The 22,506-nt window shown below is 63.7% G+C and carries 25 protein-coding genes and 1 pseudogene; 16 read left to right on the top strand and 10 right to left on the bottom strand.

Annotated elements, in window-relative coordinates; translation table 11 throughout:
- The first annotated feature begins 2 nt into the window (after window positions 1-2).
- Complete coding sequence (locus tag AC0NID_RS33460) at window positions 3-533, top strand: hypothetical protein (protein ID WP_473456518.1); 531 nt, start codon at window positions 3-5, stop codon at window positions 531-533.
- 61 nt (window positions 534-594) lie between these two features.
- Window positions 595-1,179, top strand: a complete 585-nt coding sequence (locus AC0NID_RS33455) for a HupE/UreJ family protein (protein WP_473456519.1) — start codon at window positions 595-597, stop codon at window positions 1,177-1,179.
- 180 nt (window positions 1,180-1,359) lie between these two features.
- Here AC0NID_RS33455 and AC0NID_RS33450 read toward each other — a convergent pair whose 3' ends face one another.
- Window positions 1,360-2,073 (bottom strand): GntR family transcriptional regulator, encoded by a 714-nt coding sequence (locus tag AC0NID_RS33450; RefSeq protein WP_473456520.1) that lies wholly within the window; start codon window positions 2,071-2,073, stop codon window positions 1,360-1,362.
- Window positions 2,074-2,333: 260 nt separating this feature from the next.
- On the opposite strand from AC0NID_RS33450, the gene AC0NID_RS33445 reads away from it, so the two are divergent.
- From AC0NID_RS33445 to AC0NID_RS33420, 6 genes are all read left to right on the top strand, one after another.
- The gene (locus AC0NID_RS33445; RefSeq protein WP_473456521.1) at window positions 2,334-3,422 is read left to right on the top strand and encodes an ABC transporter ATP-binding protein; all 1,089 of its coding nucleotides are present in this window, start codon (window positions 2,334-2,336) and stop codon (window positions 3,420-3,422) included.
- A gap of 33 nt (window positions 3,423-3,455) precedes the next feature.
- Window positions 3,456-4,745 (top strand): ABC transporter substrate-binding protein, encoded by a 1,290-nt coding sequence (locus tag AC0NID_RS33440; protein WP_473456522.1) that lies wholly within the window; start codon window positions 3,456-3,458, stop codon window positions 4,743-4,745.
- A 201-nt stretch (window positions 4,746-4,946) separates the two neighbouring features.
- Entirely contained in the window at window positions 4,947-5,849 is a 903-nt protein-coding gene (locus AC0NID_RS33435) for an ABC transporter permease (RefSeq protein ID WP_473456524.1), read from the top strand.
- A gap of 4 nt (window positions 5,850-5,853) precedes the next feature.
- On the top strand, window positions 5,854-6,672 hold the full coding sequence (locus AC0NID_RS33430; RefSeq protein WP_473456525.1) for an ABC transporter permease: 819 nt from the start codon (window positions 5,854-5,856) through the stop codon (window positions 6,670-6,672).
- Between the two features lie 8 nt (window positions 6,673-6,680).
- Window positions 6,681-7,427: an aspartate/glutamate racemase family protein gene (locus AC0NID_RS33425; RefSeq protein WP_473456527.1), complete on the top strand. Its 747-nt coding sequence runs from the start codon at window positions 6,681-6,683 to the stop codon at window positions 7,425-7,427.
- A gap of 5 nt (window positions 7,428-7,432) precedes the next feature.
- On the top strand, window positions 7,433-8,269 hold the full coding sequence (locus tag AC0NID_RS33420; RefSeq protein WP_473456528.1) for a GNAT family N-acetyltransferase: 837 nt from the start codon (window positions 7,433-7,435) through the stop codon (window positions 8,267-8,269).
- Between the two features lie 65 nt (window positions 8,270-8,334).
- On the opposite strand, the gene AC0NID_RS33415 is transcribed toward AC0NID_RS33420, so the two are convergent.
- The 5 genes from AC0NID_RS33415 to AC0NID_RS33395 are packed head-to-tail and all read right to left on the bottom strand — an operon-like array spanning window position 8,335 to window position 13,079.
- Window positions 8,335-9,633 (bottom strand): NAD(P)/FAD-dependent oxidoreductase, encoded by a 1,299-nt coding sequence (locus AC0NID_RS33415; RefSeq protein WP_473456529.1) that lies wholly within the window; start codon window positions 9,631-9,633, stop codon window positions 8,335-8,337.
- A complete protein-coding gene (locus AC0NID_RS33410; protein WP_473456623.1) occupies window positions 9,630-10,613 on the bottom strand; it encodes a branched-chain amino acid ABC transporter permease in 984 nt (327 codons plus the stop codon). The genes AC0NID_RS33415 and AC0NID_RS33410 overlap by 4 nt, the downstream gene beginning before the upstream one ends.
- Window positions 10,610-11,518, bottom strand: coding sequence for a branched-chain amino acid ABC transporter permease (locus AC0NID_RS33405; RefSeq protein ID WP_473456530.1), 909 nt, complete (start codon window positions 11,516-11,518; stop codon window positions 10,610-10,612). Before AC0NID_RS33405 ends, AC0NID_RS33410 begins: the two co-directional genes overlap by 4 nt.
- Entirely contained in the window at window positions 11,515-12,282 is a 768-nt protein-coding gene (locus AC0NID_RS33400; protein WP_473456531.1) for a branched-chain amino acid ABC transporter ATP-binding protein, read from the bottom strand. The genes AC0NID_RS33405 and AC0NID_RS33400 overlap by 4 nt, the downstream gene beginning before the upstream one ends.
- Window positions 12,279-13,079, bottom strand: coding sequence for an ABC transporter ATP-binding protein (locus AC0NID_RS33395; protein WP_473456532.1), 801 nt, complete (start codon window positions 13,077-13,079; stop codon window positions 12,279-12,281). The genes AC0NID_RS33400 and AC0NID_RS33395 overlap by 4 nt, the downstream gene beginning before the upstream one ends.
- A 126-nt stretch (window positions 13,080-13,205) precedes the next feature.
- On the opposite strand from AC0NID_RS33395, the gene AC0NID_RS33390 reads away from it, so the two are divergent.
- From AC0NID_RS33390 to AC0NID_RS33365, 6 genes are read left to right on the top strand one after another with little or no spacing between them, the layout of a single operon-like run.
- Window positions 13,206-13,943 (top strand): GntR family transcriptional regulator, encoded by a 738-nt coding sequence (locus AC0NID_RS33390; protein ID WP_473456533.1) that lies wholly within the window; start codon window positions 13,206-13,208, stop codon window positions 13,941-13,943.
- Window positions 13,940-14,428: a DUF3830 family protein gene (locus tag AC0NID_RS33385; protein ID WP_473456534.1), complete on the top strand. Its 489-nt coding sequence runs from the start codon at window positions 13,940-13,942 to the stop codon at window positions 14,426-14,428. Before AC0NID_RS33390 ends, AC0NID_RS33385 begins: the two co-directional genes overlap by 4 nt.
- Window positions 14,429-14,788, top strand: coding sequence for a TIGR04076 family protein (locus tag AC0NID_RS33380; RefSeq protein ID WP_473456535.1), 360 nt, complete (start codon window positions 14,429-14,431; stop codon window positions 14,786-14,788).
- Window positions 14,785-15,840 (top strand): aldo/keto reductase, encoded by a 1,056-nt coding sequence (locus AC0NID_RS33375; RefSeq protein WP_473456536.1) that lies wholly within the window; start codon window positions 14,785-14,787, stop codon window positions 15,838-15,840. Before AC0NID_RS33380 ends, AC0NID_RS33375 begins: the two co-directional genes overlap by 4 nt.
- Entirely contained in the window at window positions 15,837-16,265 is a 429-nt protein-coding gene (locus AC0NID_RS33370; RefSeq protein WP_473456537.1) for a DUF4440 domain-containing protein, read from the top strand. The genes AC0NID_RS33375 and AC0NID_RS33370 overlap by 4 nt, the downstream gene beginning before the upstream one ends.
- A gap of 53 nt (window positions 16,266-16,318) precedes the next feature.
- The gene (locus tag AC0NID_RS33365) at window positions 16,319-17,578 is read left to right on the top strand and encodes an ABC transporter substrate-binding protein (protein ID WP_473456539.1); all 1,260 of its coding nucleotides are present in this window, start codon (window positions 16,319-16,321) and stop codon (window positions 17,576-17,578) included.
- 69 nt (window positions 17,579-17,647) lie between these two features.
- Here AC0NID_RS33365 and AC0NID_RS33360 read toward each other — a convergent pair whose 3' ends face one another.
- Window positions 17,648-18,187, bottom strand: coding sequence for an Lrp/AsnC family transcriptional regulator (locus AC0NID_RS33360; RefSeq protein ID WP_473456540.1), 540 nt, complete (start codon window positions 18,185-18,187; stop codon window positions 17,648-17,650).
- Between the two features lie 48 nt (window positions 18,188-18,235).
- Between AC0NID_RS33360 and AC0NID_RS33355 the strand changes: the two genes are divergently transcribed.
- Together AC0NID_RS33355 and AC0NID_RS33350 are read left to right on the top strand one after the other, a co-directional pair.
- Entirely contained in the window at window positions 18,236-19,420 is a 1,185-nt protein-coding gene (locus AC0NID_RS33355) for an MFS transporter (protein ID WP_473456541.1), read from the top strand.
- A 156-nt stretch (window positions 19,421-19,576) separates the two neighbouring features.
- Window positions 19,577-20,002 (top strand): GNAT family N-acetyltransferase, encoded by a 426-nt coding sequence (locus AC0NID_RS33350; RefSeq protein ID WP_473456542.1) that lies wholly within the window; start codon window positions 19,577-19,579, stop codon window positions 20,000-20,002.
- Window positions 20,003-20,054: 52 nt separating this feature from the next.
- Here the strand turns inward: AC0NID_RS33350 and AC0NID_RS33345 are convergent, their stop codons facing one another.
- From AC0NID_RS33345 to murQ, 3 genes and pseudogenes are all read right to left on the bottom strand, one after another.
- A complete protein-coding gene (locus AC0NID_RS33345) occupies window positions 20,055-21,170 on the bottom strand; it encodes an anhydro-N-acetylmuramic acid kinase (RefSeq protein WP_473456543.1) in 1,116 nt (371 codons plus the stop codon).
- A 27-nt stretch (window positions 21,171-21,197) separates the two neighbouring features.
- Window positions 21,198-21,382 (bottom strand): annotated as a pseudogene (locus tag AC0NID_RS33340) (esterase); the annotation flags it as partial.
- A 10-nt stretch (window positions 21,383-21,392) separates the two neighbouring features.
- Window positions 21,393-22,316 (bottom strand): N-acetylmuramic acid 6-phosphate etherase, encoded by a 924-nt coding sequence (murQ, locus tag AC0NID_RS33335; protein ID WP_473456545.1) that lies wholly within the window; start codon window positions 22,314-22,316, stop codon window positions 21,393-21,395.
- Between the last annotated feature and the right edge of the window lie 190 nt (window positions 22,317-22,506).

Raw genomic sequence — 22,506 nt, 5'->3', positions numbered from 1 at the left:
CCATGCACGACGATCATCATCACCACAGTCACGACCATGGCCACCATCATCATGGGCCGGACGGTCATCACGGCCATCATCCGCTCGGCCATAACGGACCCGCGGGCAAACCGCTGCAATGGCAGACGCCGCATCTGTCGCCCGACCAGGCTAACCAGCCGCCGGCCGATCCCGCATCGGTCGACCTCGATCTTGTCGAAACCGCCTTTCTCGAAGGCTTTGCGCGGGCGCCGGACCCGTCCAGCTTTCTGCGGCTGGCCGGCATACCCTTTGTCGGCGAGACGGCGGACGGCGTGCGGCTCCATCTGCTTCGCGTCGAGACCGAGGATCTGGTCGACGTTGGCGCGGTCATGCCGCTCGTCGGCGGCACCGGCGTTGCCTATCACCCGTTGCCGGCGCGCCTGACATCGCACCGCCGCCGCCTCGCCTTCATCTATCACGATGGCAGTGAGCAAAGGCCTCTCGGCTTCGCCGCGGCGCGCGGTCTTGCGGACCGTTCCGCCGCTTCGCAGTTCGCAGTTCCCGGCCACTGAAACCAGACACCGAACCCGTCATTCTGATCGAACAGGTACAACCATGAAAACACTCGCAAGCATGAAAACACTAGCAAGACTTGGCAGCCTTTCAGCTCTCGCCGCCCTCGCGCCGTCGCTGGCGTTTGCCCATGGCGGCGGCCCTCACGTCCACGGTTTTTTCGCCGGCCTCGAACATCCGCTCTTCGGCGTGGATCATCTGCTCGCCATGGTCGCGGTCGGCATGATTGGCGCCCGCGCCGGCAGACGCAGTACTGTCCTTGCGCCGCTGCTCTTTGTCTCGGCAATGGTCACCGGGGCCTTGCTCGGCGCGGCCGGCATCGGCCTGCCTTCCCTTGAAACCGGCATCGCGCTGTCGCTTGTGGTCTTCGGCGCCTTGGTCGGCCTTGCCAGGCCTTTGCCGCTTGCCGCCGTCGCGACAGTGACGGCCCTGTTCGGCCTCTTCCATGGCAACGCCCACGGCCTTGAGATCCCCGACGGCGCCAGCGGCGTTACTTACGCCGCCGGTTTCGTGCTCGGCACATCGATGCTGCACGCGATCGGCGTAGTGTCCGTCCTCAAACTGGCCCGTTGGCCGACGACGGTCCGCACCGCAGGCATCGCCACCTCGCTGGTTGGTATGGTCATGGCTGCACAGGCCTTCTGAGTGGCACCTCTTGCGCATGAAGCAACCGGCTCGCTGTCGGCAAACAGAACTGGAAAGCAGATGAGCCAGAAATGGTCGATGTGGCTGCGGCGCATTCGGTACATGCTGTACCAGATCCTGAAGATCCGAGCCGAGCGGCTTTGAGGGCTCAGTCTACACGCCCCGCCGATCGGCAGGCCCTCAGAGTTCGAGGGCCTGCCGGAGTGCCGGGCCACTCCTGACCCGCAGATCAAGGTCGGCCTCGATATGGTCGATATGGTGCAGCATCAGCGCGCTCGCCCGTTCTGCGTTGCCGCTCTCAAGCGCTTCCAGGATGTTCATATGCTCGCTATGGCCGCAGCTCGAGACACCGGAGCGGCCATAGAGCGCGATCACCAGTGACGAACGCGCGACCAGTTCCTCCATGAAGCGCTGGAGGATGACGTTTCCCGCGACCGACGCCAGAAGCAGGTGAAAATCGCCCGAAGCCTTGATTTCCGACCGCCTTGCGCTCGGTCCGCGTTCGGCAATGAAGCGGCCTTCTTCGTCGAGCTGCGACTTGAACGCCACGACATGCGCCGGCGTCATGCGTTCGGCCGCGGCAATCGCGATGCCGGGCTCGATGAGCCGGCGCGAAGCAAAGACCTGGCGTGCTTCCTCCGGCGACGGGTTGGCGACGAAGGCGCCGCGATTGCGCTCGGTCCGCACCAATCCCTCGAAGGAAAGCATCTGCAGCGCCGCGCGGGCCACGGTGCGGCTGACATCGAACAAAGTGCCGACCTCGCCTTCGGACAGCTTGGTTCCGGGCGCCAGCCGACGATCGACGATCGCGTCGCGCAATTGGTCGCGGATCGCCTGGGCGCGATCCTCATTGGCACTGTCGACGGCAGGGAAAGTCTGGTCGGCTATATTCATGATGGTGGTCCCCGCGCCTTTCTACCCTGAATCGGGGCGCTTGCACGAGAGCCAAATTGAATACAGAGACAGAAAATATTGCATACGATTTTTGCGGCGATCCGCAACAATTGCCCATAATTTGCGCATCGCACGAGACTGCCGCTTGGGCAGGCATCGGCTTGCGGTGCTGATTTTGACAAGAATTCAATTGGTTGAGGCAGCGGCACGCAACTGGCACGCATGATGCTTTGGTTAATCCCGACCAAAGGGGAAGCTGGATGTCCAAGGCCGCCGAAATCGACATCGTGTCCGTTTCGAAAATCTATGGCGCAACGACCGCCGTCGAAGACATCAGCTTGAAAATCCCCGCGGGAACCTATTGCTGCCTGCTCGGGCCGTCCGGCTGCGGCAAGACCTCGACGCTGCGCATGATCGCCGGGCACGAGAGCATATCGAGCGGCGACGTGCGTCTGGGCAATATTGTGGTCACCGACCTGCCGCCGGCCCGGCGCGGCACCGCCATGATGTTCCAGTCCTATGCGCTGTTTCCGCATCTCGACCTGATCGACAATGTCGCATTCAGCCTCAAGATGAAGGGTGTCGGCAAGGAGGAGCGCCGCGCCAAGGCGCTCGACATGCTGAAGCTGATGCAGATGGAAGCCTATGCCGGCCGCCGCCCGGCGCAGCTCTCGGGCGGACAGCAGCAGCGCGTCGCCTTGGCCCGCGCACTGATCACCAACCCCGAGGCGCTGCTGCTCGACGAGCCGCTTTCGGCACTCGATCCGTTCCTGAAGATCCGCATGCGGGCGGAGCTGAAGAAGCTGCAGACATCGCTCGGCATCACCTTCGTCCACGTCACCCACAGCCAGGAAGAGGCCATGGCGCTGGCCGACCTGATCGTGGTGATGAACGACGGCCGCATCGAGCAGGCGGCGCATCCGCGCATCGTTTTCGAGCGGCCGGCCACCGCGTTCGTCGCCCGCTTCATGGGCGACCACAACGTCGTCTCCGGCCGCGTCAGCGGCAGCCGCGACGGCATGGTTGTTTTCGATGTTCCGGGTGGCGTCTCGCTTGCAGCCAACGGGCAGGGCAGGGCGGTCGGTGAGCCGATCGACATCGCCATTCGCACCGACCATGTGCGGATCGGCGAAGCGCCGGCCGCGGGGCTGGGCTTCACCGGCATCGCCTCCAACGTCGAATACCGTGGCTCGACCGTGAAGCTCTCGCTCAATGGCGCCGGCATCGAGGATTTCACGGTGATCGTCGACGACACCAGCTTCTTCGCCAAGCCGGTTGCCGTCGGCGACGCGGTGCCGATCGCCTGGGACCCCGAAGACGCGAGCGTCCTTGGCCGTCTCGATTCCTGAACCAGAACAACCAATCAAAAAAGGGGAACTGACATGACCAATACCACCGGCAAGAAAACAGGAATTTCCCGCCGATCGCTGCTCAAGACAGGTGCTGCCGCCGTCGGTCTTGCCGCCGGCTCCGGCGTCATATCGGGCTTCCCGACCATCTGGGCGCAATCCAACATCACATTGCGCCAGTTCGGCACCGGCGTGTCGAACCTCAACGCCATCGCCGACAAGTGCAAGGTCGATCTCGGCATCACGCTGGAGATGACGGCGACCGATTCCGACGCCGCCGCTCAGCGCGCGGTGACCCAGCCGGACAGCTACGACATCGCCGACATCGAATACTGGATCGCCAAGAAGGTCTATCCCTCCGGCGTGATGCAGCCGATGGATGTCAAGAAGCTGAAATATTACGACAAGATCGTACCACTTTTCATCAACGGCAAGCTGACGCCCGACAGCGTCATCGCCCAGGGCACCGCGCCGCATACGGTTGGATTCGTCGAGGCGCAGGACGCCAAAACCTTCGCCAAGGAACCGACCCAGTGGATGACGATGGTTCCGACCATCTACAATGCCGATACGCTCGGCATCCGCCCCGATCTTGTCGGCCGCGACATCACCACCTGGGCCGACATCATGGATCCGGCCTTCAAGGGTAAGGCCGCCATCCTCAACATCCCGTCGATCGGCATCATGGATGCGGCGATGATCATGGAAGCCATGGGCAACATCAAATACGCCGACAAGGGCAATATGACCAAGGAGGAGATCGACAAGACGATCGACTTCCTGATCAAGGCCAAGCAGGACGGCCAGTTCCGTGCGTTCTGGAAATCGTTCGACGAGAGCGTCAACCTGATGGCATCGGGAGAAGTGGTCATCCAGTCGATGTGGTCGCCGGCGGTCGCGGCGGTGCGCTCCAAGGGCATCGCCTGCAAATACCAGCCGCTCAAGGAAGGCTATCGCGCATGGGGCGGCGGTCTCGGCCTCGCCTCGCACCTGTCGGGCGCGCAGCTGGACGCCGCCTATGAATACATCAATTGGTACACGTCCGGTTGGGTTGGCGGCTACCTCAATCGCCAGGGCTATTATTCGGCCGCGATGGAGACCGCGAAAGACTTCATGTCGGAAGACGAATGGGGTTTTTGGATCGAAGGCAAGCCGGCCAAGGGCGATATCCTGTCGCCCGAAGGCAAGGTCATGGAGAAGGCCGGCGCCATACGCGACGGCGGCTCCTTCGTCGACCGCATGGGCAAGGTCGCCTGCTGGAACTCGGTCATGGACGAGGACCGCTATATGGTAAGGCGCTGGAACGAATTCATCGCGGCGTAGCGCCCTCTTGCCTTCTCCCCCTGTGGGAGAAGGTGACCGAGCGAAGCTCGGTCGGATGAGGGGTGTTGGACGGATCGCCAACGCTGAGTTTCTTCCAGCACCCCCTCATCCGTCTTGGCGCTGCGCGCCAATCCACCTTTCTCCCACAGGGGAGAAGGAAAGGCGGCCTCAGCCGCATCGCCGACTTTCATCGAGATGTTCATGGCAGCCGCACTCGAACAATCCAGATCCGCAAAGCCAGCCAGACGCAGCCCGTCCTTGGCCGGCCTCGCGCCCTACCTCCAGGCAACACCTCTCGCCCTGATCCTCGGCGCATTCCTTCTGCTGCCGATCCTGATGATCGCCGTGGTCTCCTTCTGGGATTATGATTTTGCAGCGATGTATCCGGATTTCCTGACGACCAACTACTCAGACACGCTCGGCTCCTGGGTCACCTGGAAAACCTATCTGAACACGCTGAAATACGCTGGTATCGTCTGGGCGCTGACGCTGTTCATCGGTTTTTGGGTCGCCTATTTCCTCGCCTTCCATATCAGGACCACCGCCATGCAGATGGTGCTGTTTCTGGTCTGCACCGTGCCGTTCCTGACCTCCAACATCATCCGCATGATCTCGTGGATTCCGGTGCTTGGCCGCAATGGCCTGGTCAACTCGACGCTGGTTCAGGTCGGACTGGTCCCGAAGCCGATCGAATGGCTGCTCTATTCGGAATTCGCCGTGGTGCTGGCCATGGTGCATCTCTACACGCTGTTCATGGTGACGCCGATCTTCAACACGCTGATGCGCATCGACAAGTCGCTGGTCGAGGCCGCGCGCGATGCCGGCGCATCCGGCTGGCAGATCCTGTGGAACGTCATCATCCCGCTCGCCAAGCCCGGCATGGCGATCGGCACCATCTTCGTCGTCACGCTGGTGATGGCCGACTTTTCGACCGTGCAGGTGATGTCCGGCGGGCAAAGCGCCTCCGTCGCTTTGATGATGAAGAACCAGATGTCGCTGCTGCAATATCCGGCGGCGGCCGCCAATGCCGTTGTGCTCCTGGTGCTGGTGCTGCTGATGGTCGCCGGCATCCTGCGCATCGTCGACATCCGCAAGGAGTTGTGAGGCGATGAGCCACGACAAGCGCACCCTCGAATTCTACGTGCTGGCGGCCTTCTTCGCCGTTTTCGTACTGTTCCTCTACGGCCCGCTTTCGGCGATCCTGATCCTCTCCTTCCAGGGCGAGAATGGCGGGCTGACGTTCCCGCTGAACGGCGTGTCGTTGCATTGGTTCGGCAATCTGTTCGAGCGCCAGGCGGTCGGCGATTTCGGCGGCAGTTTCAAACGTTCCTTCATTCTCGGCCTGATGGTGATGATAGTGACCGTTGTGGTGTCGCTGCTTGCCGGTCTTGCCTTCCGCCGAAAATTTCGCGGCGCCACCGCATTGTTCTATCTGGCCGTCGCCAGCCTGGTCGTGCCCTCGATCATCATCTCGCTCGGCATCGGCGTCGTCTTCCAGCAGATCGGCTTTCGCCCCGCTTGGTACACCTCCGCCTTCGGCGCTCATCTGACGTGGACCTTGCCTTTCGGCGTGCTGATCATGTTCGCCGTCTTCAACCGGTTTTCGCCGGCCTATGAGGAGGCCGCGCGGGACTTGGGCGCGACCTCCTGGCAGACATTCGCGCATGTCGTCCTGCCGATGATCGCACCCAGCCTGATCGGTGTCGGCCTGTTCGGTTTCACCCTGTCTTATGACGAGTTCGCCCGCACGCTGATGACCTCAGGCACCTTCAACACGCTGCCGCTCGAAATCTACGGCATGACGACGAATGTCACGACGCCGGTTCTCTATGCGCTGGGCACCGTGACCACCGTGTTTTCCTTCCTGGTGATCCTGCTGACGCTCGGCGCAATCGTCTATGTCGGCCGCCGCCGGGCGCGTGCATGAGAACCGCAGTGCAGATCCTCGTTGTCAATCCGAACACCACCGCCAGCATGACCGAAACCATCGCAGCAGCGGCGCGGCTCGTGGCCGGCGCCGGAACGGAAATCGTCGCCGTCACCTCGTCCATGGGTCCGGTTTCGATCGAAGGCTATTATGACGAGGCGCTTGCCGTGCCGGGCTTGCTGGTCGAGATCGCCGCTGGCGAGCGCTCAGGTGCGCGGGCCACGATCATCGCCTGTTTCGACGACACCGGCCTCGACGCCGCGCGCGCCATGGCCAACATTCCGGTCATCGGCATTTGCGAGGCGGCGCTCAGCACGGCCTCGTTCATCGCGCAGCGCTTCACCGTCGTCACCACGACCGAACGCTCGCGCGTGCCGGTCGAAGGGCTGGCGCAGCGCTATGGCATGGCTGCGCGGGCGCGCGTGCGCGCTGCCGATATCCCGGTCCTTGCCCTCGAAGATCCGGCATCGGACGCGCTCCTGAAGCTGCGGAACGAGATCGCGCGCGCCCTCGAGGAGGATCACGCCGAGGCCATCGTGCTCGGCTGCGCCGGCATGGCCGACCTTGCGGCCGAGCTGCAGCGGGAATTCGGCGTTCCGGTCATCGATGGTGTCGGCGCGGCGGTCAAGCAGGCCGAGGCCTTGATCGCGCTTGGCCTGTCGACATCCAAGCGCGGTGCCTATGCAAGCCCACTGGCAAAGCCTTATCGTGGCGCATTGAAATCCTTCGCCCCCGGACCTGTTGCCGCCGAGTGATCGCAATGCCCCGAACGATCAGAACGCTCGCACTTGACGAAGTGGAAACCCTTGTCGACTGGGCGGCAGCGGAGGGCTGGAACCCCGGCCTCGGCGATGCCGCAGCGTTCCAGGCAGCGGATCCCCAGGGCTTCATCGGTGCCCTTGTCGGTGGCGAGATGGTGGCCGGTATTTCGGCCGTCGCCTATGGCGACGATTTCGGCTTCGTTGGCCTCTATATCTGTCGGCCGGACAGGCGCAGCGAGGGCCATGGCAAGGCGGTTTGGGATGCCGGCATGGCGCGGCTCGGCAACCGCACGATCGGCCTCGATGGCGTCGTCGAACAGCAGGCCAATTACCGCAGCATGGGTTTTGCGCCGGCCTATCGGACGATCCGGTTCGTCGGATCGCCGGATGTTCCGGCAGGCGCCGGCAGCGACCTCCGCGCCATAGAACCGGAACTCATGGCGGATGTCCTGGACTACGACAGCCGGTTCTTTCCCGCTCCGAGGCGGTTGTTCCTGGAGCACTGGCTGCGCCCGCCGCATATGGCGCTAGCGATCGTCAGGGACGGCGCAATCGAGGGATATGGCGTCGCGCGCCGATGCAGGGACGGTTGCAAGATCGGTCCACTCTTTTCCGACAGCCTCGACGCGGCAAGCCGTCTTTTCGCGGCGCTCGCCAGCGCCTCCGGATCCGGAAACATTCATATCGACGTTCCCGAGACCAGCGAGGACTTTGCAGCCCGGCTGATGTCGGCTGGGCTTCAACCGGGCTTTGAAACGGCGCGGATGTATAAGGGAAAGGCGCCGCAGTTCGCGCAGTCCGGCGTCTTTGCGATAACGACCCTGGAGCTTGGTTGAGGCGCAATCTCTGTTTACGCATGTCGTTGCCCCAAAAACCGCTCCGCACTTTTGGGCGACATGCACTAGCGCCCCTCATCCAGCCGGTCGCGCAGGATGCTTAGGGGAAGCAGCACGTTTGGCGCATGCCGCATCAGGCCGTGGAACGGGATGGGCGACGGCGGCGCAAACGGAAGCGGTAAATCCTGAGGCTTCGCTCCACCAGCCCAATCCGCAAGCACCTTGCCCATGGCTATGGTCATGGCGATGCCGCGCCCGTTGCAGGCAAAGCCCGCGATCAGGCCTGGCCCGAGATCGACGAGGTGCGGCAGGAAATCGGGCTCGACGGCGGCCATTCCCGACCAACTATATTCAAGCGGCGGCAGTTCGGGAAGCTCGAGATGCCTGGCAAGTCGTCGCCGGATTGCCTGCGGCACACGGGCGTCGGCGCCCGGACCAAGACTATGCATGCCGCCGGTTATCAGCCGGTTTTCGCTGTCGAAGCGAAAGGTGAAAAGATTGCGCCTGGTGTCGCCGACGCCCTGTCCGCCGGGAAGCAGGCGGGTGCGTATTTCGCGCGGCAGCGGCGCCGTCGCGATCTGGAAGATTTTTAGCGGGAAATAGGTTCGCTGCAGCGTGCGGTGCAGCTTCCCGCCATAGGCGTTGGTGGCGATCAGCACCTTTCCGGCGCGCACCGAGCCCGAGGCCGTTTTCAAAGTCCAGCCATCCGCCATGCGATCGATCGATGCAACATGCGTATGCTCGAAGAGGCGTGCGCCGGCCTTCTCCGCGGCGTCAGCGAGCCCGCGTGCATATTCGACCGGATTGAGGACGCCGCCCGACCGGTCCATCCAGCCGCCGGTATAGGCGCGAATGCCGGTCAGTTCCTCGATCGCCTGCCTGTCCAGCGCAACGGTCGGTTTCCCGCGCCTTGCCCATTGCTCGGCGCGCGATCTGGTCTTTTCCAAAGCGGCCTGTGAATGGGCCGGTTGTATCCATCCGCTCTGGACGGCATCGCATTCGATGCCGTGCCGCCTGATAAGGTCGAAGACGAGGTCGGCGCTGCTGGCCGCGAAATCGACAAGGCGTTCGCCGCGCTCTGGGCCGAGCTGGGCAATGATATCGTTGGGGTCTCTTTTCGCGAAATTCGGCACGATGAAGCCGGCATTCCTGCCGGTTGCGCCCCAGGCGATGATTTCCGCTTCGAGGACGGCGACCGAGATGCCTTTTTCGGCGGTGTGCAGCGCGGTTGAAAGGCCCGAAAATCCGCTGCCGACAATTGCCAGATCGACATCGAGCGCGCGTTCAAGGGCGGGCCGTTCGCCGCGATTGCGGCCGACGGCGTGCCAGAGGGAAAGGCCGGGAGGCCCGGCAGCGCCGATCATGACGTTGTTCCGCTCTCACCCGTAGCCACTTTGGCACGCTTGCCGAACCTTGGACGCCGAGGCCTGTCGCCAAACAGGCCGTTCGGTCTGACCAGAAGGATGATGCACAGCATCACGCCGATGGCGACGATCTGTAGCGAGGCGGCGCGGGCCTGCTGATCGGGCGGGAACAGCACACTGGTAACGCTTCCCGATCCGGCCCATATCGCCCAGACCAGGATGCTGCCGACGACGGCGCCCTTGTTGCTGCCCGAGCCGCCGACGATCAGCATCACCCAGACCTGGAAGGTCAGGATCGGCAGATAATTGTCGGGCGCGATGAAGCCTGTGAAATGCGCCTGCAGGGCGCCGGCCAGCGCCATGATGCCACCGCCGAGGGCAAAGGCCTGGACGCGGTAAAAACGGGCGCTTTTGCCCAGGGATATCGCCGCCCGCTCATCCTCGCGAAGCGCCTTCAATACGCGTCCCCACGGGCTGCGCGACAGATGCTCCAGCCCGAGATAGACGATCAGCGTCACCACCGAGACGACGGCCAGGTTCGACAGGTTGAACAGCAACGGCGTTTCGGCAAGGCCGCCGAAAGGACGCGGAATGAAGCCGATGCCGAACGGCCCGCCGGTCAGCTTCTGGGCGTTGAGCGCCACCAGTTGCACGACGACGGCGACGCCAAAGGTGGTGATCGCCAGATAGTCCGATCTCAGGCGCAGCGTGGCGATGCCAGTGATCGCGGCGGCGATGCCGCCTACCAGCATGGCGCCGAGCCAGCCGGCAAGGATCGGCAGGTCGAAGCCGCCGAGGCGCGCGGCATCGTCGGGCGTGGTCAGCAGCGCCGAGGTGTAGGCGCCGATGGCGACGAAGCCGGCGAGCCCGACATTGAAAAGCCCGGTGAGCCCCCATTGCAGATTGAGCCCGAGCGTGACGAGCGAAAAGATCAGCGCGGTCGTCAGGAAAAAAGCGCCGTAGCCGAGCAGATCCATCAGCGTTCTCTCACTCCGAAAAGGCCGATAGGCCGCACGAACAGCACGGTCATCAGGATGATGAAAGAGACAGCGGCGCGCCATTCGGCGCCGATCAGCTGCACCGCGCCCGCTTCGGCCATGCCGATGATCAATCCGCCGAGAACGGCGCCGGGCACGCTGCCGATGCCGCCGAGGATAGCGGCCGCGAACATCGGCAGCAGCATGTCGAAACCCATGAATGGGCGGATCTGGATGAGAATGCCGATCATGACGCCGGCGACGCAGGCAAGCGCCCCGCCGACAATCCAGGTGACGCGCACGACCCTGGCGACGTCGATGCCAACAATGCGCGCCAATGCCGCGTTCTGGCTCAGTGCCTGCATCGAACGGCCGGTCTGCGTGCGCGTCATCAACAGATGCACGCCAAGCACGAGAACGGCGGTCAGCAAAAGCAGCGCGATCTGATCGGGGGTGATGCGGATGCCGAAGCCGACCGGCATGGCGATCTGGATGGCCCTGCTGAAGTAAGTCGGGCGCGAGGTGAAGATGAATTCGAGGAGGCTTCTCAGCGCCATCGAGGCGCCGAAGCTCGCCATCACCACGATGATTGCGTGACCCTTCGTCCGCAACCGCGCGAAAAGCACCATGTCGAGCAGCAATGCCAGCAGGCCGGTGATCGCCATGCCGACGACGACCGCGGCGACCAGCGGCCAACCGAAGGAGAGGGGAGCCATCGGCGCGACCGTGCCGAACATCGCGCCGATGGCGCCGACGACGGCGAGCGTCGCATAGGCGCCCCAGGCCATGAAGTCGCCATGCGCGAAGTTCGAGAAGCGCAGGATCGAATAGGTGAGCGTCACGCCGATGGCGCCGAGGCCGATCATCGAGCCCGCCAGCAATCCGTCGACGACAAATTGCAGGTTCATGCAGCACCCGCCTTGCCGGAATGGCGGTCTCCTTCAGGATCGAGGCGGCGCTGGCCAAGATAGAGTTCGGCGACGACCGGATCGTTCCACAGCTCGGAGGCGACGCCTTCGTGCCGGTCCTTGCCCTCGACCAGCACATAGGCGCGGTCGCCGATGGCGAGTGCCGCCTTGGCGTTCTGTTCGACCAGGAGAATGGTGACGCCGGATATGCGTATACCGGCCAGCATCTCGAAGACCATCGACACGAATTTCGGCGACAGGCCTGCCGACGGTTCGTCGAGCACCAGCACCTTGGGATGGACGATCAACGCCCGGGCGACGGCCAGCATCTGCCGCTGTCCGCCCGAAAGGTTGCCGGCGGCGGTGTTGCGCTGACGGGCGAGATCGGGAAAGGCCGCATACATTTCCTCGATGCGGGCAGGGGTCTCGCGCGGCTTCAGGATGCCGCAGGCGACCTTCAGATTGTCCTCGACCGACATCAGCGGGAAGATGTTTTCGGTCTGCGGCACGAAGGCAAGGCCGAGGCGGACCATGGTGTGGGCAGGCGCCGCGGTGATGTCCTTGCCGTCCAGCAGGACAGTGCCGCCGGTGATCGGGACAAGGCCAGCGATCGCCTTGATCAAGGTCGACTTGCCGGCGCCGTTGGGGCCGAGAACGACAACGATCTCGTTCTTGTCGACGGTGATCGAGGCGCCGCGCACGATCGGCACGCCGGGCTCATAGCCGGCTTCGAGGTTGCGGACATCGAGAACCGTTTGGCTCATGCCGCGCCTCCAAGATAGGCCTCGATCACGCGCGGATCGCGCGCCACCTCGTCCGGAGTGCCTTCGCACAGAAGCTGGCCGCTCGCCATGACCAGCACGCGATGGCAGAGCCGCGTCACCATGTCGATATTGTGTTCGATCAGCAGGAAGGTAATGCCGCTTCTGTTGATGTCGCGAATGCGATCGATGATGACTTCGAGCAGCGTCGCGTTGACACCGGCCGCCGGTTCGTCGAGCAGGATGATCGCCGGGTCGGCCATCATGACGCGGGCGAGTTCGAGCAGCTTGCGCTGGCCACCGGAAAGCACCCGCGCCGGTTCGCGTGCGAGGTGGGCAAGCTTGACGAGCTCGAGCAGCCCGATGGCTCTCGTCTCGGCAGCCCGCTCTTCGGCGGCGACCAGCCGGGGCATCAGGAAGTTGGCGAGCAGTCTTTCGCCGGCCTGTCCCTGCGCGGCCAGCATGACGTTTTCGATCAGCGTCAGGTTGGGCAGAGGGCGGGGGATCTGGAACGTCCGGCCAAGGCCGCGGCCGATACGGCGATGCGCTGCTTCTCCCGATACGAGTGTGCCGTTGAGCAGGATCTCGCCGCTGGTCGGCAGGATGCTGCCGGCCAGCAGGTCGAACATCGTCGTCTTGCCGGCGCCGTTGGGGCCGATAAGGCCGAGTATTTCACCCGGCCGGACGTCGAACGAAACATCGTTGACCGCGACGAGGCCGCCGAAGCGCCTGACGATATTTTTGGCCGTCAGCACCGGCGTGCGGGTTTCCGCCCGCTGTCGTGCGGTCGTGTCAATCATTAAGCCCTCTGGCCGAAAGCGATCGTCGCCGCCCTTTGGTTATTGATTTGTGATCACACTTGCTTTGATCACGCTATTCGGCTTTAATTTCTTCCGCAAGCCGAAAACGGCCAAGACCGGGATGCCATGCAGAAGGCCGTCATTGAAAAGAACAATGAGGTGATCGCGGCCCAGCTCACGCCTGTCGGCCGCGAGACCGTGCAGGATCGCGTCTATGCGGAGCTGCGCCGCGCCTTGATCGGCGGCCTTTTCGAGCCGAGCCAGGTTTTGACCATTCGTGGCCTCGCCGACGCGCTGGTCACCAGCACCATGCCGGTGCGCGAGGCGCTGGGACGGCTGATCACCGAAAAGGCGCTGGAGGCGCTTCCCAACCGCTCCGTGCGCGTACCGCCGATCACACTGGAGCGTATCGACGATCTCCTGCGCGCCCGCTCCCTGATCGAAGGCGAAGCGATCGCGCTGGCCGCCACCCGCATGAACCCGCGCCAGATTGCTTCGGTCGAGGCCATGCTCGGCGAGTGGGACGAGATGCGGGCGCTGAAGCACAAGAAGGATATCGACCGCGAGGCGACGCTCAACCAGAGCTTCCACTTCGAGATCTACCGTTGCTGCGGTTCCGCCGTGCTGATCCCGATGATCGAGAGCCTGTGGCTGCAATCCGGGCCCTGCATCCGCGTTGCCATCTACGCCTTTTCCGATGCCGGCGAGGTCGATACCGCCCACTATCATCGCAGCATCGTCGCAGCGCTCGCGAGGCAGGATGCGCAAGCAGCGCGCGAGGCGCTGGTGGCCGACATCAGCCGGCCCTTCGCCTTCCTGCGCGACAAGCTTCAATCCGCAAGCAAGGAAGGATTGAGGGCATGACGACGCCTGCCTTTAGCATCACCGAGCCGCGCTCGGAACTTTCCGTGACGGCGCTGCTGTTGCCGAAAAAGGCGCCCGACAACGCTGCCTTCCTGCTGGCTTATCTCGAGCAGCCGCGCGTCGTTGCCGGCATCCATGCGATGTGGACAGGGCCGGAAATCTCCTGCCCGGTTCCATCAGCGGATCTGGACGGCCAAGCCTATGCCAAGCCCTTGTCGGCGGAGAATGCAACGCTGACGCCGCAGCCGGGCGATATCGTGCTGTCCTATGTGCCGCCGCGCATGTGGGGCGGCAATCCGAATCCGATTTTCGACATCGGCCTGTTTTATGGAGCGGGCGCGCGGCTGCTGTTCCCGATCGGCTGGCTGGCCGGAAGCGTGGTCGCCCAGGTGCGTCCCGAGGAGCGCGACCGGTTTGCGGCCGCCTGCGGCGTGATCCGCCGCAACGGCGCCTGCGAAATCACCTTCACCCGGGTGGAGATCTGAATGGCCGGACCAGACGACAGTTTCGAACTCTTCGACCTTCGCGTCGAGGCGGTTATCCCCGAGGGCAAGCCGATCTATTGCGGCGCCAAATCAGGCGATTATTTCGAGCTCAAGGGCGAGATGCTGTCGATGCCGGCAGGACAGGGATTCTCGATCTATTCGATATCAGCCGTACTGCCGCTGCTCGCGGCCAAGCAGCGCCCGACCCACAGGAACGACTGGATGACGTCGGACGCCGAGATCGCCTGTCCCGATCCGAATTGCGCCAGCCGGCTGAGGATCGTCAGGACGGGCAAGCGGCGGTTCAGCCATGCCGAAACCACGGCGGTGCCGCTGCCGAAGGAGAATGACCAGAAATGACCGCCAAGGCTTTCGAGCTCAGCCCCGGCTACACGATCTCGCGCGTCATTCGCGGCGGCTGGCAGCTTGCCGGCGGGCATGGCGCGATCGACTGCGAACAGGCAGTAACCGATCTGATCGCCACCTTCGACGCCGGCATCAGGACCTATGATTGCGCCGATATCTATACCGGTGTCGAAGAGCTGATCGGCGCGGCGCGGCTGCGGCTTGCCAACGAGCGCGGCCTTGACGCCGCCGCCAAAATGAAAGTTCACACCAAGCTGGTGCCCGACTTGGAAAGGCTTGCCAACATCAGCCGCGACTATGTCAGGGGCATCGTCGATCAGTCGCTGCGGCGGCTGAAGACCGAGCGGCTCGATCTCGTGCAGTTCCACTGGTGGGATTATGCGCTGCCAGGCTATGTCGATGCGATGGGGTGGCTCGATGACCTTCGCCTGGAAGGCAAGCTGCGCAACATCGGCACCACCAATTTCGACACGCCACATTTGGCCGAGATATTGGCCGCAGGAGTGCCACTGGTCAGCCAGCAGCTGCAATACTCCGTGCTCGACCAGCGGCCGGCCACCAGCCTTGCGGCACTTGCCAGACAGAACGGCGTCAGTTTCATGTGCTACGGTTCGGTGGCGGGCGGCTTCCTGAGCGAAAGATGGCTCGATGCTGCCGAGCCGCAGACGCCGCTCGAAAACCGGTCGCTGGTCAAATACAAGCTGATCATCGATGATTTCGGCGGCTGGGAGCTTTTCCAGGAGTTGCTTAGGGCGCTGAATGCGGCCGCCGATCGCCATGGCGTCGACATCGCCACCATCGCCAGTGCCTGGGTGCTGGAGCAGCCACAAGTGGCGGCCGTCATCGTCGGCGCCCGCAATCAGGCGCACGCCCTTGCCAATGCCAAAATCATGGACGTCGCGCTCGATGCCGAGGACCGGGCGCGGATCGCTGCCGTAATCGCGCAAAGTCGCGGACCGCTGGGCGACGTCTATACGCTGGAACGCGACCGTCACGGCCGCCACGGCTCGATCATGCACTACAATCTGAACGCAGGTCGGATATGAGCGGCGACCCCTCCCTGTTTTCCCGCGCCAGTGCCGAGATCGTCGATCTGCATCGCTTCTTCGTCGACTGGTTCGACACGGCGCGCGCCGACAGGGTGGATTTCAGCCGCTTCGAACGCGTCATGGGCGATAGCTTCGAGATGATCGCGCCGGACGGCCAACTCCTCGATCGTAACGCGGTGCTCGACCATATCAAGGCAAGCCGGGCCAGCTCTGACAGCGACTTCGCTATCGCCATCGAGGATATCCGGGTCGTCTGGCAGGCCGGCGATACGATCGTCGTCTGCTACGTCGAGGCGCAGCAACGCGCCGGCAAGCACAGCCGCCGTCGCTCGAGCGCCGTTTTCACCACCAGTTCATCGGCGCCCAACGGCGTCGAATGGCGACATCTGCATGAAACCTGGCTGCAGATGCCGGAAGGCTGAACAGGCTCAAGACATGAATTGACTCAGAGTCGTGTAACGAAAGGGGAACAACAATGACAAAGACGATACTTCGGATCACCACCGCTCTCGCTTTGATGACCGTGGCCGGTGCAGCGCAAGCCGCCGATTGCAAGATCACGGTCGGCTTGGTCATGGAACTGACCGGCCCGGCCGGCGAATACGGCCAGGCGGGGGCCAAGTCGGTCGAAATGGCCTTCCGCGATATCAATGACGCCGGCGGCGTGCGCGGTTGCGATCTCGCCACCGACACTCGCGACAGCCAGAGCCAGGGCAACATCGCGGTCGATGCCGCGACCCAACTCGTGCAGGTCAAGAAGGTGCCGGTGATCATCGGCGGCATTATCTCCTCGGTGTCGATTCCGATCCTGACCTCAGTCACCGCGCCGGCCAAGATCGTCCAGGTGTCGCCCGCTTCGTCCTCGCCGACGCTGACGGCGCTCGGCCGCGACGGCAAGACCAACGGCATCTTCTTCCGCACTATCACCTCGGATGCGCTGCAGGGCGTCGCCGCCGCCAAATACGCTATCGACAAGGGTTTCAAGAAGCTGTCGGTCATCCACGTCAACAACGACTTCGGCGTCAACATGGTGGCCGAATTCTCGCGCGCCTATAAGGCGCTCGGCGGCGCTATCGTTTCCGACACGCCCTACAATGAAAAGCAGTCGAGCTATGCGTCGGAAGTCACCGCGGCAATGGCCGGCGAGCCGGACGGGCTTTATCTCGTCAGCACGCCTGTCGACGGCGCGACCATCGCCCGTACCTGGATCTCGCAGGGCGGTGTCCCGAAATTCCTGCTCAATGACGGCATGAACAGCCCGGACTTCATCGAATCCGTCGGCGCCGATTACCTAAAGGACGCCTATGGCACCTCGTCGGGCACCAGCCCGACCGCATCGACCGAGTATTTCACCAAGAACTACAAGGAGTTTTCGGGCATCGAACCGACGAACCCGGCGGCCGACCGCTCCTACGATGCCGGCGCCATCGTCGGCTTGGCCATAGCCATTGCCGGTTCCGAGGATCCGGCCAAGATCAAGGACGCGATCTACAAGGCCGTCGATCCGGCCGGCACGCCGATCCATGCCGGCAAGGACGAGTTCGCCAAGGCGCTCGGCCTGATCAAGGATGGCAAGCCGATCCGCTACGAAGGCGTCATCGGTCCGGTCGCTTTCGACAAATATGGCGACATCACCGGCCCGTTCCGGCTCTGGAAGATCGTCGATGGCAAGGTGACCACCGACGGCGAAATGACGACGGATGACGTCAACGCCCTGCGGGCGAAGCTTCAGTAAGGCGTCTTGTCCGGCATCAATCCCGTTTCATTGAGTTGATGCTGGACACCGTCCCGACTCGCGCTCCGGCTAATAGAGCGGCTTGGCCATGTGCCGGGGCGTCGGCCATTCGGTCGTAATCCCGGGCTGCACCGGCCGCTCGAGATAGGTCGACAGAACCACGTAGCTTCGCGTCGAGGTGACGCCAGGCGTTTCGTACAGCCGCGACAACAGGCCTTCGAGCGCCCGAGTGTCTTCGGTGCGGACCTTGATCAGCATGCATGTGTCGCCCGCCACCGAATGGATCTCCTCGACTTCGGGATGCTCGGAAATCGCCATCAGTTCGGGTGTCTTTCCCCAGCCCTTGGTGTCGATGTGCACGAAAGCAAGCAGCGGCTTGCGCACCGCCTTGGGATCGATGATTGCCGCGGTGTTGCGGATGGCACCGCTGCGCCGAAGGCGCTTCACCCGTTCATGGGCTGCCGGCGGCGACAAGCCGATGCGCTCGCCGAGCTCGGCATAGCTGACCGTCGCGTCATCGACCAGAACGCCTAATATCTTTCGGTCGGTTGCGTCGACATCGCGGGCAGCAGGCCTGTTCTGCGGAATGCCATATGTTTCTTCATCCATATTAAAATTCCTGATTGATACAGAATTTAATACGGCCATTATGGCCATATGTCGAACAGTGATCAAGTCGCAACATTGGCCGCAACGCCCAGGGCACCTATCCCGGCGCTCGCCTATCTCCTGACCGGATGCATCGCCGTGATCGGCTCGAACTCGCTGGTTCTCGGTCCGATAGCACCGGCAGTGGCCGCGTCGTTTGCGACAAGCGTGCCGGCCGTCATGGTCGCGTCCGCCGCGTTCGGTCTTGGCACATCGGCAAGCGCCTTGTTCCTGGCGCGCTATATCGATCGGCTTGGCGCCCGCCGCATGCTGCAAGGCGCGTTGCTGCTGCTGGCGGTCGCGCTTGTCGCCAGCGCCGCCGCGCCGACGGTGACGGCGCTGGTTGCGGCCCAGCTTCTCGCCGGCATTGCTGCCGGCGTCGCCATGCCGGCAATCTATGCCAGCGCCGCTGCGATCGCGCCGCCTGGCCGCGAAAGCGGGACGATAGGCGTCGTGCTGACCGGATGGACGCTCAGCATGGTGGCCGGCGTCTCATTGTCGGCGGTGCTTGCCGATCTGGTGCATTGGCGCGCCGTTTTCGCGGCGGTCGCGGTCCTTGCGGCGCTCGCGTTGACCGGCCTTACGGTGACGTCGCTGAGCGATGCCAGGAAAAGCGGCCCGGCGCCAACGCCGCTCGGCGCCTTGGCCGTGCCCGGCATAGTGCCGCTTCTGATCGCCTGCGGCGCCTTCATGACCGCCTTCTATGGCGTCTATGGCTATCTTGGCGATCATCTTCACAATGGCTTGGGACAGCCGGTCAGTGCCAACGGGCTGGCCGCGCTCGCCTATGGCGCAGGCTTCGGCATGGCGGCACTTCTTGACGGTGTGATCGATCGCCTGGGCGCGCGACGCGTCATGCCGTTCGCCTATCTGCTCGTCGCGGTCGTCTATCTCGCGCTTGCCGCATCAAGCGGCAGCTTTGGCCTGACCATCGCGATGGTCGCGGTCTGGGGGCTTGCCAATCATTTTGGACTGAACGTCCTGGTGATGCGCCTCTCGGCGCTCGATCCGGCGCGGCGCGGCACGATCATGGGTTTGAACAGCGCGGTGACCTATCTCGCGGTGTTTAGCGGCACCACGGCCTTCGGACCGCTTTATTCCGGCTTTGGTTTTGCGGCATCGGCGATCGTCGCAGCCTTGCTCATGCTGGTCGCGGCATCGGCGGCGGCGTGGCGTCCGCAGCGGTCCGTGTAGCCGCGGACTGTCGTAAGCGCCGTCTTGAGCCACGCGGCGGGAGAGCTTGCGCCCCGTCCTTGTCCTTCGATAAATGCAGTTGAAAGTGCCACAGCGTCCAGACGGGCGCGCGGCGCTGTATACCGATATCCAGCCGCGAGCTTGTCTGGACATGCGATGAACACGACGCTTGAAACGACCGCCGACCCTTCGCCCAAGGAGATCGCTTTTCTGGGAGAACGGCTCAGCGCGTTCAACGACGGCGACGTCGGTGCGGCCGGGAGGAAGGCGCTCGCCGTGTTCGTGCGCGACGAGCACGGTGCGCTTGTCGCCGGCATCTCGGGATACACCGCCTGGGGCTGGCTCTATGTGCAATGGCTCTGGGTCGACGAGCGACTGCGTGGCCAACACATGGCCGGCAGGATGTTGGACGCGGCCGAACAGGAAGCCGTCGCACGCGGCTGCCACGGCGCCTTGATCGACACGTTCAATCCCAGGGCGGTCAAGGCTTATGAGCGCCAGGGGTATCGGCCCTCCGGCATTCTCCCCGACTTTCCCGTCGGCCGCAGCCGGGTGTTCCTGCAGAAGAAATTGTTGGCTTAAAGCGCGTCGCGTCTGAAGGGACCGCTGCGCAGTTTTGGACGATATGCATCAGTCAGCCGGCAAGGCGTCCGCCGCGCATCGGCTGTGGCACACCGGTGGTGGTCGGGAAGCTTATCGGCAGGCCCCTGAGCACGCGAACCGCAAGGAAGGCAAAGCACTCCGCCTCCACCGCGTCACCCTTCCAGCCGAGCGCCTCCGCCGGCACGGCTTCGACGCCGGCGCGGCTGGCAAGCATGGCCATGATCGTCGGATTGTGGCGGCCGCCACCGCTGACCACCAGCCGCTTCGGCCGGCGCGGCAGCAGGTCGAGTGCCTTGCCGACGGCGGCGACGGTGAATGCCGTCAGCAGTGCGGCGCCATCCTCAGCGTTCATCCCCTCCGCCATGGCCGCGCCGAAATCGAACCGGTCCAGCGATTTTGGATAGGGCTTGGCCAGATAGGGATGCTGCAAGAGCTTGGCCAACTTGGCTTCGTCAACGGTGCCGGTCCGCGCGAGCGCGCCGTCGCGGTCCATTTCGCCTAGCCCCTTCGCCTTGACGAAATCGTTGAGCGGCGCGTTGGCCGGTCCGGTATCGAAAGCGACGACATTGTCCTTGCCATCCCACCAGGTGATGTTGCCGACACCGCCGAGATTGAGGACCGCCGTGTCGCCGCTGGCGTCGGCCTCGCGCAGCAACGCAGCATGATAGGCGGCGGACAGCGGTGCCCCTTGCCCGCCGGCGCGCATGTCGGCTGAGCGGAAGTCGTAGGCAACCTTGGTCCCCAGAATAGCATGCATCAACGCACCATCGCCGAGCTGGCGGGTCTGGCCGAGCCGGCCGACCTGCGGGGCACGATGCAGCACGGTCTGGCCATGGAAGCCGACCACCCCGATATCGGCCATCGCAAGCCCGTAGCTTTCGACCAGGTTCCTGACGGCTGCCGACTGGGCGCGAGTCAGGGCTTCCTCGGCTTCGCGGAAGATCGCCGGCTCCGGTCCGGTGAAATTCCAGGTTCTTGCCTGGCGCAGCGTCTCCTCAAGCAGGGTCCGGATCGACTGCGGATAAGGCGCCAGCGTGTAGGTGCCGAAATCCTCGATCCGCTCGCCGTCGGTCTTGATCAGCGCGACGTCGATATTGCCGTCGAGGACGGTGCCGGTCATCAGGCCGACGGCCCAGATTGGTTCCATGATCGATTTCCTAGGCTCCATTGACGGATCGCCGACCGATTGGCGAGGCGCTGCGATCCCGCGGTTGAAATGACGTGTCGGATGGATCCGGCTGACGAGCAAGGTCTCGCCCTGCGTTTGTCGAAGTCGATCCACAGCCCGGTTCCGGTAATGCCGGTATGCCCGATCGATCGTAGACTGCATAACCGGCCACCGGAGGAGCCTTCGTAGGGCTATCCGGCTTCACAGCGTCCTTTCGCCTATCGCCTTTCGCAGGAACCCTCCCGCATTGCCGAGTGCCTTGCGCGCCTCTTCCACGCCCATGCCGGTGATCGTCACCAGTATTGCCAGCTTCACGTCATTGCCGGTCTGGTGCAATGCATGTCTTGCCTGTTGCGCTGAGCAACCGGTCGTCTGCATCACGATCCTGACGGCCCTGGCGAGGAGCTTCCTGTTGCTGGGGTTAAGGTCAACCATAAGGTTCTGATAGCTCTTGCCGATCCGGATCATGCTGGCGGTCGTCAGCATGTTGAGGACGAGCTTTTGCGCTGTTCCTGACTTCAGCCGGGTCGAGCCGGCGAGAACCTCGGGGCCGACAAGCGGAGAGATGGCGATGTCTGCCATGCCGGCGATGACCGATCTGGGATTGCAGGACAGCGCCACGGTGGCTGCTCCCACCTGCCTTGCATAGGTCAGGCCGCCGACCACATAGGGCGTGCGCCCGCTGACCGCGATGCCGATCACCACATCGTCCGCAGTCAACTTGATGTCCTGCAGGGCCTGCATGCCCTGTTTGGGGTCATCCTCGGCGCCTTCCGCTGCCCGCACCAGCGCGTCGGGACCGCCAGCGATCAGGCCCACCACCATCCCCTCGGGCACGCCGAAGGTCGGCGGACACTCCGTAGCGTCGAGAACCCCCAGCCGGCCGCTCGTGCCGGCGCCCATATAGACAAGCCGGGCGCCTTTTTGGAAAGCACCCACAATCCGGTCTACGGCGGCGGCGATTTCCGGGATGACCTGCTCGATGGCGGCCGGAACGCCGCTGTCCTCGTCATTGATCTTGTGCAGGATATCGATGGTCGGCAGCAGGTCTATATCCCTCGTCCTTGGGTTCCGGTCCTCGGAAACCAACCGTTCCAGCTCCGACATCAATCCTTGTTCGCTCATCCGCCTGCTTTCAACGTTCTTGCTGTCGGCAATAGATAATGTGATGCCGCGCCAAGCGCCGACCAGTGCCGGCGGTCGGCATTGGTTCGTTCCGGCTACTATTCCGGTTCTGCATTGTTGATGCTGGACCGTGCCGGTCGCATTCGTCAGGCCGGAGTCGGTACCTCGTCGCTCGGCCCCGTCGACTTCG

The organism is Mesorhizobium sp. WSM4821 (genome assembly GCF_055901555.1).
Note: the sequence above shows the minus strand (reverse complement) of the source record. Positions and strands in the feature narration are given on the sequence as shown.